The organism is Enterobacter chinensis (genome assembly GCF_034008295.1).
Classification (GTDB): Bacteria; Pseudomonadota; Gammaproteobacteria; order Enterobacterales; family Enterobacteriaceae; genus Enterobacter; species Enterobacter chinensis.
In genome coordinates, this window is the sequence record NZ_JARDVI010000003.1 from 16,039 (window position 1) to 31,127 (window position 15,089).

General features: G+C 54.7%; 15 protein-coding genes. 6 read left to right on the forward strand and 9 right to left on the reverse strand.

The genetic code is table 11. From position 1 onward, the window contains the following. Positions 1–105: 105 nt before the first annotated feature. From prmA to acuI, 9 genes are all read right to left on the reverse strand, one after another. Positions 106–987, reverse strand: coding sequence for a 50S ribosomal protein L11 methyltransferase (gene prmA / locus PYW49_RS09375; protein WP_094945088.1), 882 nt, complete (start codon positions 985–987; stop codon positions 106–108). Positions 988–998: 11 nt separating this feature from the next. Further along, a complete protein-coding gene (gene panF, locus PYW49_RS09380) occupies positions 999–2,450 on the reverse strand; it encodes a sodium/pantothenate symporter (RefSeq protein WP_134347369.1) in 1,452 nt (483 codons plus the stop codon). Further along, a complete protein-coding gene (locus PYW49_RS09385; protein WP_032659654.1) occupies positions 2,440–2,682 on the reverse strand; it encodes a YhdT family protein in 243 nt (80 codons plus the stop codon). The genes panF and PYW49_RS09385 overlap by 11 nt, the downstream gene beginning before the upstream one ends. A gap of 108 nt (positions 2,683–2,790) precedes the next feature. Next, positions 2,791–4,140 (reverse strand): acetyl-CoA carboxylase biotin carboxylase subunit, encoded by a 1,350-nt coding sequence (gene accC, locus PYW49_RS09390; RefSeq protein ID WP_010436177.1) that lies wholly within the window; start codon positions 4,138–4,140, stop codon positions 2,791–2,793. A 10-nt stretch (positions 4,141–4,150) separates the two neighbouring features. Next, positions 4,151–4,612 carry an acetyl-CoA carboxylase biotin carboxyl carrier protein gene (gene accB / locus PYW49_RS09395; protein WP_010436174.1) on the reverse strand — a complete coding sequence of 154 codons (462 nt, stop codon included), beginning with the start codon at positions 4,610–4,612 and terminating at the stop codon, positions 4,151–4,153. A 21-nt stretch (positions 4,613–4,633) separates the two neighbouring features. Beyond that, positions 4,634–5,086, reverse strand: coding sequence for a type II 3-dehydroquinate dehydratase (gene aroQ / locus PYW49_RS09400; RefSeq protein WP_023309405.1), 453 nt, complete (start codon positions 5,084–5,086; stop codon positions 4,634–4,636). Between the two features lie 234 nt (positions 5,087–5,320). Further along, positions 5,321–5,920, reverse strand: a complete 600-nt coding sequence (gene msrQ / locus PYW49_RS09405) for a protein-methionine-sulfoxide reductase heme-binding subunit MsrQ (RefSeq protein WP_320386312.1) — start codon at positions 5,918–5,920, stop codon at positions 5,321–5,323. Then, a complete protein-coding gene (gene msrP, locus PYW49_RS09410) occupies positions 5,921–6,922 on the reverse strand; it encodes a protein-methionine-sulfoxide reductase catalytic subunit MsrP (RefSeq protein WP_047347660.1) in 1,002 nt (333 codons plus the stop codon). A gap of 77 nt (positions 6,923–6,999) precedes the next feature. Further along, the gene (gene acuI, locus PYW49_RS09415) at positions 7,000–7,974 is read right to left on the reverse strand and encodes an acrylyl-CoA reductase (NADPH) (protein ID WP_320386313.1); all 975 of its coding nucleotides are present in this window, start codon (positions 7,972–7,974) and stop codon (positions 7,000–7,002) included. A gap of 182 nt (positions 7,975–8,156) precedes the next feature. Here acuI and csrD point away from each other — a divergent pair, with 182 nt between their 5' ends. The 6 genes from csrD (at position 8,157) to rng (ending at position 15,051) form a co-directional block, all read left to right on the forward strand. Next, complete coding sequence (csrD, locus tag PYW49_RS09420) at positions 8,157–10,097, forward strand: RNase E specificity factor CsrD (RefSeq protein ID WP_320386314.1); 1,941 nt, start codon at positions 8,157–8,159, stop codon at positions 10,095–10,097. Positions 10,098–10,379: 282 nt separating this feature from the next. Then, positions 10,380–11,423, forward strand: a complete 1,044-nt coding sequence (mreB, locus tag PYW49_RS09425) for a rod shape-determining protein MreB (RefSeq protein ID WP_000913396.1) — start codon at positions 10,380–10,382, stop codon at positions 11,421–11,423. A 61-nt stretch (positions 11,424–11,484) separates the two neighbouring features. Further along, a complete protein-coding gene (gene mreC, locus PYW49_RS09430) occupies positions 11,485–12,501 on the forward strand; it encodes a rod shape-determining protein MreC (protein ID WP_023309400.1) in 1,017 nt (338 codons plus the stop codon). Next, complete coding sequence (gene mreD, locus PYW49_RS09435) at positions 12,501–12,989, forward strand: rod shape-determining protein MreD (protein ID WP_023309399.1); 489 nt, start codon at positions 12,501–12,503, stop codon at positions 12,987–12,989. Before mreC ends, mreD begins: the two co-directional genes overlap by 1 nt. A gap of 9 nt (positions 12,990–12,998) precedes the next feature. Beyond that, a complete protein-coding gene (locus tag PYW49_RS09440) occupies positions 12,999–13,592 on the forward strand; it encodes a Maf family protein (RefSeq protein ID WP_134347374.1) in 594 nt (197 codons plus the stop codon). Then, complete coding sequence (gene rng, locus PYW49_RS09445) at positions 13,582–15,051, forward strand: ribonuclease G (protein WP_010436156.1); 1,470 nt, start codon at positions 13,582–13,584, stop codon at positions 15,049–15,051. The genes PYW49_RS09440 and rng overlap by 11 nt, the downstream gene beginning before the upstream one ends. Positions 15,052–15,089 lie beyond the last annotated feature (38 nt).

Genomic DNA, 15,089 nt, shown 5'->3' on the forward strand with positions numbered 1-15,089 from the left:
AATACAAATCAACGTGATTTGTAGGGTTATTTTACCGAAGAATGACTGGGGGAGAGAGGATTATCAGTGGTGAGAAGGGCGTGGTCAGATGACCACGCCAATTGCTTATTTTTTACGGCCGGTGATACGGCACCACTCTTCTTTTTCCACCACCGGGTCGAGAGCAAAGAGATCGGCGTAGGCCTCACACACGCTGTCAGCCTGGCTTGCCAGAATGCCGGAAAGCCCCAGCAAACCGCCCTCAACGGGCAGCACGCTGATTAGCGGGGCAAGCTCACGTAGCGGGCCCGCCAGAATGTTTGCGACCACCACATCGGCTTTCATGGCTTCTGGCTGCGCATCCGGCAGATACAGCTCCAGACGATCGGAGACGCCGTTGCGTTCTGCATTATCGCGGCTGGCCTGAATCGCCTGCGGATCGATATCGATCCCGATGGCTTTTGCCGCACCCAGCTTCAGGGCGGCAATTGCGAGGATCCCGGATCCACAGCCGAAGTCGATCACCGTCTTACCGTCAAGATCCAGACCATCCAGCCACTGCAGGCACAGGGACGTCGTTGGATGGGTGCCGGTACCAAACGCCAGACCCGGATCGAGCATCACGTTGACCGCGTTTTCATCGGGAACATCGCGCCAGCTTGGGCAGATCCACAGACGTTTGCCGAACTGCATTGGGTGGAAGTTATCCATCCACTCGCGTTCCCAATCTTTGTCTTCCAGCTGTTCGATTTTGTGCGCAAAACCCGCGCCCAGCAGAGGATGGTTTTCCAGAATCGCGACGACTTCTTTCATGTCGGTTTCGGCATCAAACAGGCCAATAACGTCGGTATCACCCCACAGGCGGGTTTCCCCCGGCAGTGGCTCAAAGACCGGCGTGTCATGCGTGTCCTGGAAGGTGATCGAGACCGAGCCGGCCTCCATCAGCGCATCGCTCAGCTCTTCGGCGTTAGCGCCGGTTGTGTTCAGTTTTAGTTGGATCCACGGCATGGCAAAACTCTTTATTTATCAGTAGAAATCATAGCGGGTTGTGGGACGGGATGACCGAAACGGTTCCCCACCACAAACGCCAGTAAACTTAGCAGTAACGAAGGCACAATCGGATGGAAGCCCAGGTACTGAATTTTAAAGGTTGCGAGAACGGCATACAGCACACCGCCGACAATCATGCCGCTTAGCGCGCCTGCAGCGTTCGCACGTTCCCAGTAGAGCCCTAACACCAGCGGCCACAGGAAAACGGCTTCAAGGCCGCCAAACGCAAGCAGATTCAGCCAGATGATCATCTCCGGCGGACGCCAGGCGGCTAACATCATCAGAATGCCGAGCACCAGCGTGGTCCAGGTCGAGATGCGTTTCAGCTTTTGCTCATTATGCATTTTAGCCGGACGCGCGCTGAGCCACAGATCTTTGATGATGGTGGCAGAAGCCTGCAGCAGATGCGCGTTAACGTTGGACATGATTGCCGCCATCGGTGCAGCAAGGAACAATCCTGCTGCCCACGGTGGGAGAACCTGCACCATCAGCGTTGGAATGACCTGATCCGGCACGGTCAGATGGGGTAATACGGCCCGCCCTAGCGCACCCGCCAGATGCATGCCCAGCATCAGCAGCGCGACAACGACAGTACCAATCACAATCCCCCGGTGAACGGCTTTACTGTCTTTATAGGAGATACAGCGCACGGCGGTATGCGGCAGACCGATCACGCCAAAGCAAACCAGCACCCAGAAGGAGGTCATAAACGCCGGCGTCAGAATATCATCAGCACCGTGGGGGCTGACCAGTTTAGGATCGATCTGCTCAAGCGTTTGCACCGCATTGTGCAATCCCCCCGCCGCATAGATGACACCAACCAGCAGCACAAGGGTGCCTATCAACATCACCATGCCCTGCATGGTGTCGTTCAGCACGCTGGCGCGGAAACCGCCAAACGCGGTGTACAGCGCAATCGTGATCCCGAAGATGAGCAGCCCGGTCTCGTACTTGATACCCGCCGCCGTTTCCAGCAAGCGCGCGCCGCCAATAAACTGAACGGCAATAGCGCCGACGAAGGCGACAATCAGGCTGATACTGGCAATCCAGACCACTGCGCGACTCTGATAGCGCGCCTGCAGCATGTCGTTAAGCGTAATAGCGTTATAGCGACGGGCGAGAATGGCAAATTTTTTGCCCAGAATGCCCAGCGACAGCCAGATGGTGGGCACCTGGATCATGGCCAGCAATACCCAGCCGAGCCCATATTTGTATGCGGCTCCCGGCCCGCCGATGAACGAACTGGCGCTCACGTAAGTGGCAGTCAGCGTCATCGCCAGCACAAACCCGCCCATCGAACGGCTGCCGAGGAAATATTCGCTCAGAAACGAACCGGTGCTGCGTTTGCGCATGGCATAGAAAGAGAGGCCAAACACCACGATCAAATAGACAACCAGCACGGTGATGATTTCAGTTTGCATCACTATCCTCCAGCGGGAAATCGCGGAAGATAAAGCGCACCATCAGCCAGCTGAGCAGAATGAAAATCAGCGGTACCAGCAGACAGGCCATTTCAAACCAGTGCGGCAGGCCGGTTATACCGATAGCGGAATCAGGTAAGTAAGCAGTTACTAACCACGCTGCGAGATAGAGAAGGGTCAGCCACAGCGCCCAGCGCGCTTCTTTATGGGCCTGAACAAAACGCTTGTCCATTGTTTATCCCTTGTGGATGAAGAAAGCGGGGATTGTACATGATGGGGCTTTCCAGGCCCCAGAAATAAAAAAGGCCGGATAATCCGGCCTTTTAGCAAAGATGCTGTATTACTTCTCGTGCAGACCGAGTTTTTTCTCCAGATAGTGGATGTTGGTCCCACCATTCTGGAAGTGCTCGTCGCTCATGATACGCATCTGCAGATCAACGTTGGTTTTGATTCCGTCGATGATCAGTTCCTGCAGGGCGTTCTTCATGCGGGCAATCGCCACATCACGGTTTTCGCCATAGCAGATAAGCTTGCCAATCATTGAGTCATAGTACGGCGGTACGGTGTAACCGGCGTAGATATGAGACTCCCAGCGCACGCCAAAGCCACCCGGCGCGTGGAAACGCGTGATTTTACCCGGGCTTGGCAGGAAGGTGTTCGGGTCTTCGGCGTTGATACGACACTCTACCGCATGGCCTTTCACCACAACTTCTTCCTGCTTGATGGACAGCGGCTGTCCTGCAGCGATACGCAGCTGTTCTTTGATCAGGTCAACGCCGGTGATCATTTCGGTAACCGGGTGTTCAACCTGAATACGGGTGTTCATCTCAATGAAGTAGAACTCGCCGTTTTCGAACAGGAACTCGAAGGTACCCGCACCGCGATAGCCGATATCGACACACGCTTTGGAACAACGCTCGCCGATGTAGCGACGCAGTTCCGGAGTAATGCCCGGTGCTGGTGCTTCTTCGACCACTTTCTGGTGACGACGCTGCATGGAGCAGTCACGTTCTGCCAGATAGATTGCGTTACCCTGACCGTCTGCCAGCACCTGAATTTCGATGTGGCGTGGGTTTTCCAGGTATTTTTCCATGTACACCATGTCATTGCTGAAAGCGGCTTTCGCTTCAGCTTTGGTCATGGAGATGGACTGAGCCAGTTCAGCATCGCTGCGCACAACGCGCATACCGCGACCGCCGCCGCCGCCGGACGCCTTGATGATAACCGGGTAGCCAATGCGTTTAGCATGAGCACGGTTAGCATCCATGTCGTCGGTCAGAGGGCCGTCAGAGCCTGGTACGGTTGGAACTCCGGCTTTTTTCATCGCGGTGATCGCAGACACTTTGTCGCCCATCAGGCGGATGGTGTCAGCTTTCGGGCCAATGAAGATAAAGCCAGAGCGTTCAACCTGCTCAGCAAAGTTGGCGTTCTCAGAGAGGAAGCCGTAACCCGGATGAATTGCCACCGCGCCGGTGATTTCAGCGGCGCTGATGATAGCCGGGATGTTCAGATAGCTTTTTACGGATGGAGCCGGGCCAATACAGACCGTCTCATCCGCCAGCAATACGTGTTTTAAATCGCGATCCGCGCTTGAGTGCACGGCGACGGTCTTGATGCCCAGTTCTTTACAGGCACGAAGAATACGCAGTGCGATCTCGCCGCGGTTGGCGATAACAATTTTATCCAGCATGTACGCCTCGTTACTCGATGACGACCAGCGGCTCGTCAAATTCAACCGGCTGACCACTTTCGACCAGAATCGCTTTCACAGTACCTGATTTGTCTGCTTCGATCTGGTTCATCATTTTCATCGCTTCAACGATGCACAGGGTATCGCCTACGTTGACTTTCTGACCCACTTCGATGAACGCCTTCGCGTCCGGGCTCGGGGTGCGGTAGAAAGTACCAACCATTGGGGAACGTACGATGTGACCACTGATTTCTGCTGCAGCGGCAGGTGCGGCTTCAGCTGCTGGTGCAACGGCTGCGGAGAGCGCAGGCTGCTGCACTGGCGCAGCATAAGCCTGCTGCATTACCGGGAAGCTAGCGGCTGGGGCTGCACGGCTGATGCGTACAGACTCTTCGCCTTCAGAAATTTCCAGTTCGGAGATGCCTGATTCTTCAACCAGCTCGATCAGTTTTTTAATCTTACGAATATCCATGAGTGGGTTCCGTACTCTTGTTTAGTGTGATTGTGACAAGCGTTTTACCGCTGTCTGTAAAGCGTATGAATAGCCGTCAGCGCCCAGTCCGCAGATAACGCCAGCAGCGATATCCGACAGATACGAATGGTGGCGGAACGGCTCTCGGGCGTGCACATTACTCAGGTGGATCTCGATAAACGGGATACTCACCGCGAGCAGTGCGTCGCGGATAGCAACACTGGTGTGCGTAAACGCGGCCGGATTAATCAGGATATAGTCCACATTGTCTTTAGCCTGATGAATACGGTCGATGAGTGCGTACTCCGCATTCGACTGAAAATGATCCAAATCCACATTCAGTGACGCTGCTTCCGTTCCCAGACGGTTAACAATTTCACTTAATGTCAGCGTGCCGTACTTCTCTGGCTCACGGGTGCCGAGCATGTTCAGGTTCGGTCCGTTCAAAACTAAGATATGGAACTTATCAGTCATTGTGCTGCCATCTCCTGCGATTTTCCGGTAAAAAACAAAATATACCTTCGAAGCGCAATTGTCACCTTTTCAGAGGCTTAAAACCGCTGTCAGGCGAACCAAGGTCGCACATTATAACGATTTCGTAGCATTTAGCAGCTAAATACTGGTCTTATCAGGGAAGATTATCAACCGCTATCCGAAAAAGATTTGCGGTTGACGGGGAATCTGCGGGAAAACGCACAGTTTCGCGAACTATCGCAACCACTGGCGGAACTTCTTGTAACGCCATGCTAAAAGCGCCACGGCCGCCAGTGCGTAAAGGACTGGCTGCGGAGAGAGGATCTTCACCGACCACAGATAATGAATGGGGGCGAGGATCGCGACAAGATAGACGAAGTTGTGCAACAGTTGCCAGCGCCTGCCCAGTTTACGCTGCGCATACTGCGTCGATGTCAGCGTTAACGCCAGTAAAACCAGCCAGCTCACGATACCCAGTGTCAGATAAGGACGTGTCACCAGTTCGCGGCCAAGCAGCGCCAGATTGTTAATGCCCAGTTCCAGCAGGGCATAGCTGGTAAGGTGCAGCGTCGCCCAGGCAAAACACCATAGCCCCAAAAGCCGACGGGTTCGTATCAATAATGGCTGTTTAGCGTAGCGCGCCAGCGGCGAGACGAGCAAGGTCGCCAGCAAAAATTTCAGAGCCATCCGACCCGTAAAATGCTGAATATCCTTGGCCGGATCTGCGCTAAAGAGCCCCTGGCTGGCGGCCCAGAACAGCCATATAAAAGGAAGTAACCCGGCCAGGTGTAGCAGCACTTTCAGCCAGGTAATCTGCTTTGCCGTTAAACGCACTTAGAAATTCTCCCGTAAATTCAGACCACGGTAGAGAGAGGCCACTTCATCTGCATAGCCGTTAAACAGCAGCGTCGGCTGGCGCTTCACGTCCAGCGCACCGCCAGACCCGATAAAACGCTCGGTTGCCTGCGACCAGCGCGGGTGATCCACATGCGGGTTCACATTCGCGAAGAAGCCGTATTCGTCCGGGGCTGCCAGATTCCAGGTGGTTGGCGGACGTTCGCGGGTGAGCTTAATGCTGACGATAGATTTAATCCCTTTGAAACCATATTTCCACGGTACGGTTAAACGGATAGGGGCGCCGTTCTGCGGAGGAAGCGCTTTGCCATAAACGCCGACGGTCAGCAGGGTAAGAGGGTGCATCGCTTCGTCGAGACGTAACCCTTCGACATAGGGATATTCCAGCCCGCCACCGATAAACCGGTCTTTCTGCCCAGGCATCTCGTCCGGCGCATAACGTGTCTGGAAAGCGACATATTTTGCGTTGCTGGTGGGTTCAGCCATCGCCAGCAATTTATGCAGCGGGAAGCCAACCCAGGGCACCACCATCGACCAGGCTTCCACACAGCGCATGCGGTAGATACGCTCTTCGAGCGGGAAACGGGTGGTGAGATCGTGATGGTCCAGCGTCAGGGGTTTTGCCACTTCACCCTCAATTTTCAATGTCCATGGATCGGTTTTGAGGCTGCCTGCGTTGGCAGCAGGATCGGCCTTGTCGAGACCAAATTCGTAGAAGTTGTTATAGCCGGTAACTTTATCTTCCGGCGTGAGCGTCAGTTTGTTTTGCCATTGGGCGGGTTTCGTAAAGGTGAGCGGTGCGCCGGAAGGCGCCTTCGGCCGATCGTTACCTTTAAACCAGTCGAGGAGGTCGGCGTGTGCTGCCGGCGAGAGCGTCAGCGCAGTGGCGCTGATGCCAAGCATTTTCAGGATCTGGCGGCGCTGTAACATAAAGACAGACTCAGACGTTACGTCGGCTTCCGTCAGTTTTCGGTTTTTCATGGCATCCTCCGTCATGCGTTTTTCTAAGCATGACGGAGGAGAGGGATTCACGCGAATATGTCACGAAAATTTGAAGATTAGGCGATCTTCACCAGCGCGCGACCGTGGAACTGATTGTCCATGATTTTACGGGCATATTCCGGTGCCTGGCTGAGGCTGATCTCCGTTGCGCTCTGGGTATAGAAGGATTCCGGCAGATCGCGCACCAGACGTTCCCAGGCTTCATGACGACGGGCTGGTGGGGTCATAACGGAATCCACACCCTGCAGGCGCACGTTACGCAGAATAAATGGCATCACGGTGGTTGGCAGGGCAAATCCCCCCGCCAGCCCGCAAGCTGCGACGCACCCGCCGTAGTTCATCTGTGCCAGCACTTTTGCCAGCACCTTATCACCGACGGTATCCACCGCACCCGCCCAGATCTGTTTTTCCAGAGGACGGGTTTCGGCAAATTCGTCGCGGCTAAGAATGCGGTCGGCGCCGAGCTGGCGCAGATAGTCGTGGGTGCTTTCGCGACCCGAAACCGCAGCGACCTGATAACCCAGCTTGTGCAGCAGCGTTACGGCCGTGCTGCCCACGCCACCGCTGGCGCCGGTGACGACAACTTCACCCGACTCAGGGCGTACGCCCGCATCTTCCAGCGCCATCACGCACAGCATGGCGGTAAAGCCTGCCGTGCCGATAATCATCGCTTTGCGGCCATCCATGCCTTTCGGCATCGGCACCAGCCAGTCGCCCTTAACGCGCGCCTGCGTTGCCAGGCCGCCCCAGTGATTTTCTCCTACGCCCCACCCGGTGAGCAGCACCTGCTGGCCTGGATGGAAGCGCGGATCCTCGCTGGTATGAACCCGGCCAGCGAAATCAATACCTGGCACCATAGGGAAATTTCGGATGATTTTACCCTTACCGGTGATAGCCAGCGCGTCTTTATAATTTAAACTGGACCAGTCGATGTCGACGGTTACTTCGCCTTCCGGCAGGCGACTCTCTTCAACTGCCTGCACTGAAGCAAGCGTTTTGCCGTCCTGCTGTTCTAAGATCAAAGCCTGCATACGGGGTCCTCTTGACTCAGATGATTGGAAAATAATTTCTGAAGACTATACTCGCTCAGGGAAACGCAGTGCCGATTTAACGCAATAAATTGCCAGATACACCCGATTTGGTAGTATGCCGCATTTGAAATGCAAGTTAGCGCTTACTCGCTACCCCATCAACCCACGGAGTTATCTCAAGGATGCGATTAACGACGAAGTTCTCAGCTTTTATCACCTTGCTGACGGGGCTGACAATTTTTGTCACGCTTCTGGGCTGCTCTCTGAGTTTTTACAACGCCATTCAGGACAAGCTGGTCAACCGGGTACAGTCTGTTGCATCGGTGATTGATACGCGTCTGCTGACGACGCCGCTACCGGCGCTGTCCCGTGAGCTCGATGAGTTGATGGTACCTGTTGATATTGTTCAGATCGACATTCAGCAGGGAAAGCATCGTGTTTTAAGCCATGAACGTCAGGGAAGTTATCGTCCTGCGGGCGTGGTGAGTCAGTACCGGGAAGTGACGGTTCATTCACTCAAAAATCCGGGCATGACCATACACATGGTCTACCTCGATCCGATGGCCAGCTACTTCCGTTCCATGATGACCACCGCGCCACTTACCGTCGCTGTGGCGTTTATTGTCATGCTGATCTTTCTCGCGGTACGCTGGCTGCGGCGTCAGCTCTCGGGCCAGGAGCTGCTGGAGATGCGCTCTGTGCGGATCCTTAACGGCGAACGCGGCCCGCAGGTACGAGGCTCAGTCCACGAGTGGCCGTCGCGCGCCAGCAGCGCGCTGGATACCCTGCTCTCCGAAATCCAGTTTGCCAGCGACCAGCGAAGCCGTATGGATACGCTGATCCGCTCTTATGCCGCGCAGGATAATAAAACCGGCCTGAACAACCGCCTTTTCTTTGATAATCAGCTCGCCACGCTGCTCGACGATTCGGAAAAGGTGGGAACACACGGGGTGGTGATGATGATTCGCCTGCCCGATTTCGATCTTCTGCGCGACACCTGGGGACTGCGGGTCGCAGAAGAAAATCTCTTTACGCTGATTAACCTGCTCTCCACCTTTATTATGCGCTACCCGGGCGCGTTGCTGGCCCGCTATCACCGCAGCGACTTTGCCGTATTGTTGCCTCATCGCACGCTGAAGGAGTCGGAAAGCATCGCCAGTCAGCTGCTGAAGGCGGTGGATGCTCTGCCGCAAAGTAAAATGCTCGACAGGGACGATATGGTGCACATGGGGATCTGCGCCTGGCGTGGCGGGCAGTCGGCAGAACAGGTGATGGAACATGCCGAAGCCGCCACCCGCAACGCCGTACTGCAGGGGGCGAACGGATGGGCGGTTTATGATGACTCGCTACCGGAAAAAGGGCGCGGCAACGTGCGCTGGCGAACGCTGATTGAGCAAATGCTTAGCCGCGGCGGGCCTCGCATTTATCAAAAACCTGCGGTCATGAAAAATGGCAACGTCCACCATCGTGAATTGATGTGTCGTATTTTTGACGGTACGGAAGAGGTTATCTCTGCGGAATATCTGCCGATGGTGCTGCAATTTGGGCTGTCCGAAGAGTATGACCGCCAGCAAATTACCCGGTTGATTCCGTTTTTATCCTTCTGGCCTGAAGAAAACCTGGCGTTACAGGTTACCGTGGAGTCGTTAATACGCCCACGTTTTCAGCGCTGGCTGCGTGATATATTAATGCAATGCGAAAAATCGCAACGCAAACACATTATTTTTGAACTTGCTGAGGCGGATGTAGGTCAACACATCAGCCGGTTACGCCCGGTGGTACGTTTGATCAATGCACTTGGCGCGCGTGTAGCGGTGACGCAGGCAGGTTTAACGCTGGTCAGTACCAACTGGATTAAGGAACTGGATGTGGAGTTATTAAAGCTACATCCAGGGCTGGTAAGGAATATTGAGAAGCGTACGGAAAACCAGCTGCTGGTACAGAGTCTGGTAGAAGCATGCAAAGGAACGCGGACACAAGTATTTGCTACGGGCGTGCGCTCCAGAAGCGAATGGCAGATGTTAAAAGAGCGCGGTGTAATGGGTGGTCAGGGAGATTTTTTTGCTGCCTCTCAACCGCTTGACACCAACGTGAAAAAATATTTGCAAAGATACTCTGTTTGACCTGCCGTTTACGCTGTTTTCACGTAGAATATCGCGCCTGTAGCTTTGAGTATGTCGAGCAAAAAGCCAGTGAACGACCTTTAACGGGTTACAAATGTCAGTGGGGAGCGCTACTGTTTACTCAGCCCTGAGGGAGTCGGGGAATGAATTTGTAACATCAGGAAACGTACTGCACAAATTTTCACCGTTGCAGATGATTTTTGCGCCTTGTCGCTGCTGCGTGTGGTTGGTAAAGTAAGCGGATTTTGTTTTCCGCCCCAGCTTTCAGGATTATCCCTTAGTATGTTGAAAAAATTTCGTGGCATGTTTTCCAATGACCTGTCCATTGACCTGGGTACCGCGAATACCCTTATTTATGTAAAAGGACAAGGCATCGTATTGAATGAGCCTTCAGTTGTGGCCATTCGTCAGGATCGTGCGGGCTCGCCGAAAAGCGTGGCCGCAGTGGGTCATGACGCGAAGCAGATGCTGGGTCGTACCCCTGGCAACATCGCCGCCATTCGCCCAATGAAAGACGGCGTTATCGCTGACTTCTTCGTGACTGAAAAAATGCTTCAGCACTTCATCAAGCAGGTTCACAGCAACAGCTTCATGCGTCCAAGCCCGCGTGTTCTGGTGTGTGTGCCGGTTGGCGCAACCCAGGTTGAGCGTCGCGCTATCCGTGAATCTGCCCAGGGTGCAGGTGCACGTGAAGTGTTCCTGATTGAAGAGCCAATGGCTGCGGCAATCGGTGCAGGTCTGCCTGTTTCTGAAGCTACCGGTTCTATGGTGGTGGATATCGGTGGTGGTACCACTGAAGTGGCCGTTATCTCTCTGAACGGCGTGGTGTACTCCTCTTCCGTGCGTATCGGTGGTGACCGCTTCGATGAAGCCATCATTAATTATGTGCGCCGTAACTACGGCTCTCTGATCGGTGAAGCCACCGCAGAGCGTATCAAACACGAAATCGGCTCTGCTTATCCGGGCGATGAAGTGCGTGAAATCGAAGTACGTGGCCGTAACCTGGCTGAAGGTGTTCCACGCGGTTTTACCCTGAACTCCAACGAAATTCTGGAAGCACTGCAGGAACCACTGACTGGCATCGTGAGCGCGGTAATGGTTGCGCTGGAACAGTGCCCACCAGAGCTGGCGTCTGATATCTCCGAGCGCGGTATGGTTCTGACCGGTGGTGGTGCGCTGCTGCGTAACCTCGACCGCCTGTTAATGGAAGAGACAGGTATTCCTGTCGTAGTTGCAGAAGATCCACTGACTTGCGTCGCCCGTGGTGGTGGCAAGGCGCTGGAAATGATCGACATGCACGGCGGCGACTTGTTCAGCGAAGAGTAGTCATTGTGAAAGGGTAGCGCATCGCTACCCTTTCTCTCTGACGCGAGAATACGCATAGCCTATGAAGCCAATTTTTAGCCGTGGCCCATCGCTACAGTTTCGCCTCATTCTGGCGGTTCTGGTTGCGCTTGGGGTCATTATTGCCGATAGCCGCCTCGGTACGTTCAGCCAGATCAGAACGTACATGGATACCGCCGTCAGTCCTTTCTACTTTGTATCAAATGGTCCCCGTGAACTGCTCGACTCCGTTTCTCAAACGCTGTCTTCGCGTGACCAACTCGAACTCGAAAACCGGGCATTACGTCAGGAACTGCTGCTGAAAAACAGCGAACTGTTGATGCTGGGGCAATATAAGCAGGAAAACGCGCGTCTGCGTGAGCTGCTCGGCTCGCCGCTGCGTCAGGATGAGCAGAAAATGGTGACGCAGGTGATCTCCACCGTGAACGACCCTTACAGCGATCAGGTTGTGATCGACAAAGGGAGCGTGAACGGTGTGTATGAAGGTCAGCCTGTAATCAGTGATAAAGGCGTTGTGGGCCAGGTTGTTGCCGTGGCCAAACTGACCAGCCGCGTGCTGCTGATTTGCGATGCCACACATGCGCTGCCGATCCAGGTTCTGCGTAACGACATTCGCGTGATTGCGGCCGGTAATGGCTGTACGGACGATCTGCAGCTGGAACACCTGCCTGCTAACACGGATATCCGCGTGGGTGACGTCCTGGTGACGTCCGGTCTGGGCGGACGCTTCCCTGAAGGCTATCCGGTTGCGGTAGTCTCATCGGTTAAGCTCGATACTCAGCGTGCCTATACCGTGATTCAGGCGCGTCCAACCGCAGGTTTACAGCGTCTGCGCTATTTGCTGCTGCTGTGGGGCGCCGATCGCAATGGTGCTAACCCGATGACGCCTGAAGAGGTGCATCGTGTGGCGAATGAACGCCTGATGCAGATGATGCCACAGGTTCTCCCGCCTGCGGATTCCATGGGACCGCCTGCGCCAGTCCCGGCGCCGGCAACCGGGTTAACGCAGCCGCTGCCGGATGCGCCGCCACCGCCTAAACTCTCTTCGGGAGGGCAGTAGTGGCAAGCTATCGTAGCCAGGGACGCTGGGTCATCTGGCTCTCGTTTCTCATTGCACTGTTACTGCAAGTGATGCCCTGGCCGGATGACATTCTCGTTTTCCGGCCAAACTGGGTATTGCTCATTTTGCTCTACTGGATCCTCGCCCTGCCGCATCGCGTAAATGTCGGCACAGGTTTTGTGATGGGTGCCATACTGGATCTCATTAGCGGCTCTACGCTTGGCGTGCGTGCCTTGTCCATGAGCATTATTGCGTACCTCGTCGCACTCAAATTCCAGCTCTTTCGTAACCTTGCGCTCTGGCAACAGGCCCTGGTCGTGATGCTATTGTCGCTCGCGGCGGATATCGTTGTTTTCTGGGCAGAGTTTTTAGTGATCAACGTCTCTTTCCGACCGGAAGTGTTCTGGAGTAGTGTAGTAAACGGTGTGCTCTGGCCATGGCTGTTCCTGCTGATGCGTAAGGTTCGCCAGCAGTTTGCTGTGCAATAAAAGGTTTCTATGACGTCTTTGTATCTCGCTTCCGGCTCCCCGCGCCGTCAGGAACTCCTGACGCAGCTAGGAGTCTCTTTTGAACGCATCGTGACCGGCATTGAAGAAAAACGTGCTGAGGGCGAAAGTGCTCAACAGTACGTGTCTCGCCTGGCGCGCGAGAAAGCGCAGGCTGGCGTAGCCAGTGTGCCACGCGATCTCCCTGTGCTGGGGGCAGATACCATCGTTATTCTTAACGGTGAAGTGCTTGAGAAACCGCGCGACGCCGATCATGCGGCGCGTATGCTGCGCAAAATGTCCGGACAAACGCATCAGGTGATGACGGCCGTCGCGTTGGCTGACAGCCAGCACGTGCTGGATTGCCTGGTGGTGACGGACGTGACATTCAGAGTTCTTACCGACGACGAAATCGCCGCTTATATTGCCAGCGGTGAACCGATGGATAAAGCAGGTGCATACGGTATTCAGGGGCTGGGTGGCTGTTTTGTCAGGAAGATTCATGGCAGCTATCACGCCGTAGTCGGCTTACCGCTGGTGGAAACGTATGAGTTGCTGAGCAATTTTAACTCACTGCGTGAGGGAAGGGATAATTATGACGGCTGAATTGTTGGTAAACGTAACGCCATCGGAAACCCGTGTGGCCTATATTGATGGTGGCATTCTTCAGGAAATTCATATTGAGCGTGAAGCGCGGCGCGGAATAGTAGGCAATATCTACAAAGGTCGTGTCAGTCGTGTACTACCGGGTATGCAGGCGGCTTTTGTAGATATTGGACTGGATAAGGCGGCATTTTTACATGCCTCCGATATCATGCCGCACACCGAGTGCGTTGCGGGCGAAGAGCAAAAGCAGTTTGCCGTGCGCGATATTTCTGAACTGGTGCGTCAGGGACAGGATCTGATGGTGCAGGTGGTGAAAGATCCCCTCGGCACCAAAGGCGCCCGTCTAACCACCGACATTACCTTACCTTCCCGCTACCTGGTCTTTATGCCCGGGGCGTCGCACGTGGGCGTTTCGCAGCGTATTGAGAGCGAAACTGAGCGCGAACGTCTGAAGAAAGTGGTCAGTGCCTACTGCGATGAACAGGGCGGGTTTATCATCCGTACCGCCGCGGAAGGGATCAGCGAAGAAGACCTGGCGTCTGATGCGGCTTACCTGAAGCGCGTCTGGACCAAAGTGATGGAGCGTAAAAAACGCAACCAGACTCGCTACCAGCTCTATGGTGAGCTGGCCCTTGCTCAACGTGTTCTGCGTGACTTTGCCGATGCGCAGCTCGACCGCATTCGCGTGGACTCTCGCCTGACCTATGAAGCCCTGCTGGAGTTTACCGCCGAATATATCCCCGAGATGCCCGGCCTGCTGGAGCATTACTCAGGGCGTCAGCCGATCTTCGATCTCTACGATGTCGAAAACGAGATCCAGCGTGCGCTGGAGCGTAAGGTAGAGCTCAAATCCGGCGGCTATCTGATCATCGATCAGACCGAAGCGATGACCACCGTCGATATCAACACCGGCGCGTTTGTCGGCCATCGCAACCTGGATGACACCATCTTCAATACCAACATTGAAGCGACACAGGCGATTGCGCGGCAGCTTCGTCTGCGCAACCTGGGCGGCATTATCATCATCGACTTTATCGATATGAGTAATGAAGACCATCGTCGCCGCGTGCTGCACTCGCTTGAGCAGGCGCTGAGTAAAGATCGCGTGAAAACCAGCATCAACGGTTTCTCACAGCTGGGGCTGGTCGAGATGACGCGCAAGCGTACCCGTGAAAGCGTTGAGCATGTGCTGTGTAATGAATGCCCAACCTGCCATGGACGCGGAACGGTAAAGACGGTTGAGACCGTCTGCTACGAAATTATGCGTGAAATCGTCCGGGTTCATCATGCCTACGACTCCGATCGTTTTCTGGTCTATGCTTCCCCTGCGGTGGCTGAAGCGCTGAAAGGCGAAGAGTCACACGCGCTGGCGGAAGTGGAAATCTTTGTCGGCAAACAGGTAAAAGTACAAATTGAACCGCTCTATAACCAGGAGCAGTTCGACGTTGTGATGATGTAAGACGCAGTACGCTGCGTGACGAAAGCTGACAAGGAGAG

Bases quoted from the DNA above. Each gene is read 5' to 3' on its own strand.
- prmA (WP_094945088.1), bottom strand. From the start codon at position 987: ATGCCGTGGATCCAACTAAAACTGAACACAACCGGCGCTAACGCCGAA.
- panF (WP_134347369.1), bottom strand. From the start codon at position 2,450: ATGCAAACTGAAATCATCACCGTGCTGGTTGTCTATTTGATCGTGGTG.
- PYW49_RS09385 (WP_032659654.1), bottom strand. From the start codon at position 2,682: ATGGACAAGCGTTTTGTTCAGGCCCATAAAGAAGCGCGCTGGGCGCTG.
- accC (WP_010436177.1), bottom strand. From the start codon at position 4,140: ATGCTGGATAAAATTGTTATCGCCAACCGCGGCGAGATCGCACTGCGT.
- accB (WP_010436174.1), bottom strand. From the start codon at position 4,612: ATGGATATTCGTAAGATTAAAAAACTGATCGAGCTGGTTGAAGAATCA.
- aroQ (WP_023309405.1), bottom strand. From the start codon at position 5,086: ATGACTGATAAGTTCCATATCTTAGTTTTGAACGGACCGAACCTGAAC.
- msrP (WP_047347660.1), bottom strand. From the start codon at position 6,922: ATGAAAAACCGAAAACTGACGGAAGCCGACGTAACGTCTGAGTCTGTC.
- acuI (WP_320386313.1), bottom strand. From the start codon at position 7,974: ATGCAGGCTTTGATCTTAGAACAGCAGGACGGCAAAACGCTTGCTTCA.
- csrD (WP_320386314.1), top strand. From the start codon at position 8,157: ATGCGATTAACGACGAAGTTCTCAGCTTTTATCACCTTGCTGACGGGG.
- mreB (WP_000913396.1), top strand. From the start codon at position 10,380: ATGTTGAAAAAATTTCGTGGCATGTTTTCCAATGACCTGTCCATTGAC.
- mreC (WP_023309400.1), top strand. From the start codon at position 11,485: ATGAAGCCAATTTTTAGCCGTGGCCCATCGCTACAGTTTCGCCTCATT.
- PYW49_RS09440 (WP_134347374.1), top strand. From the start codon at position 12,999: ATGACGTCTTTGTATCTCGCTTCCGGCTCCCCGCGCCGTCAGGAACTC.
- rng (WP_010436156.1), top strand. From the start codon at position 13,582: ATGACGGCTGAATTGTTGGTAAACGTAACGCCATCGGAAACCCGTGTG.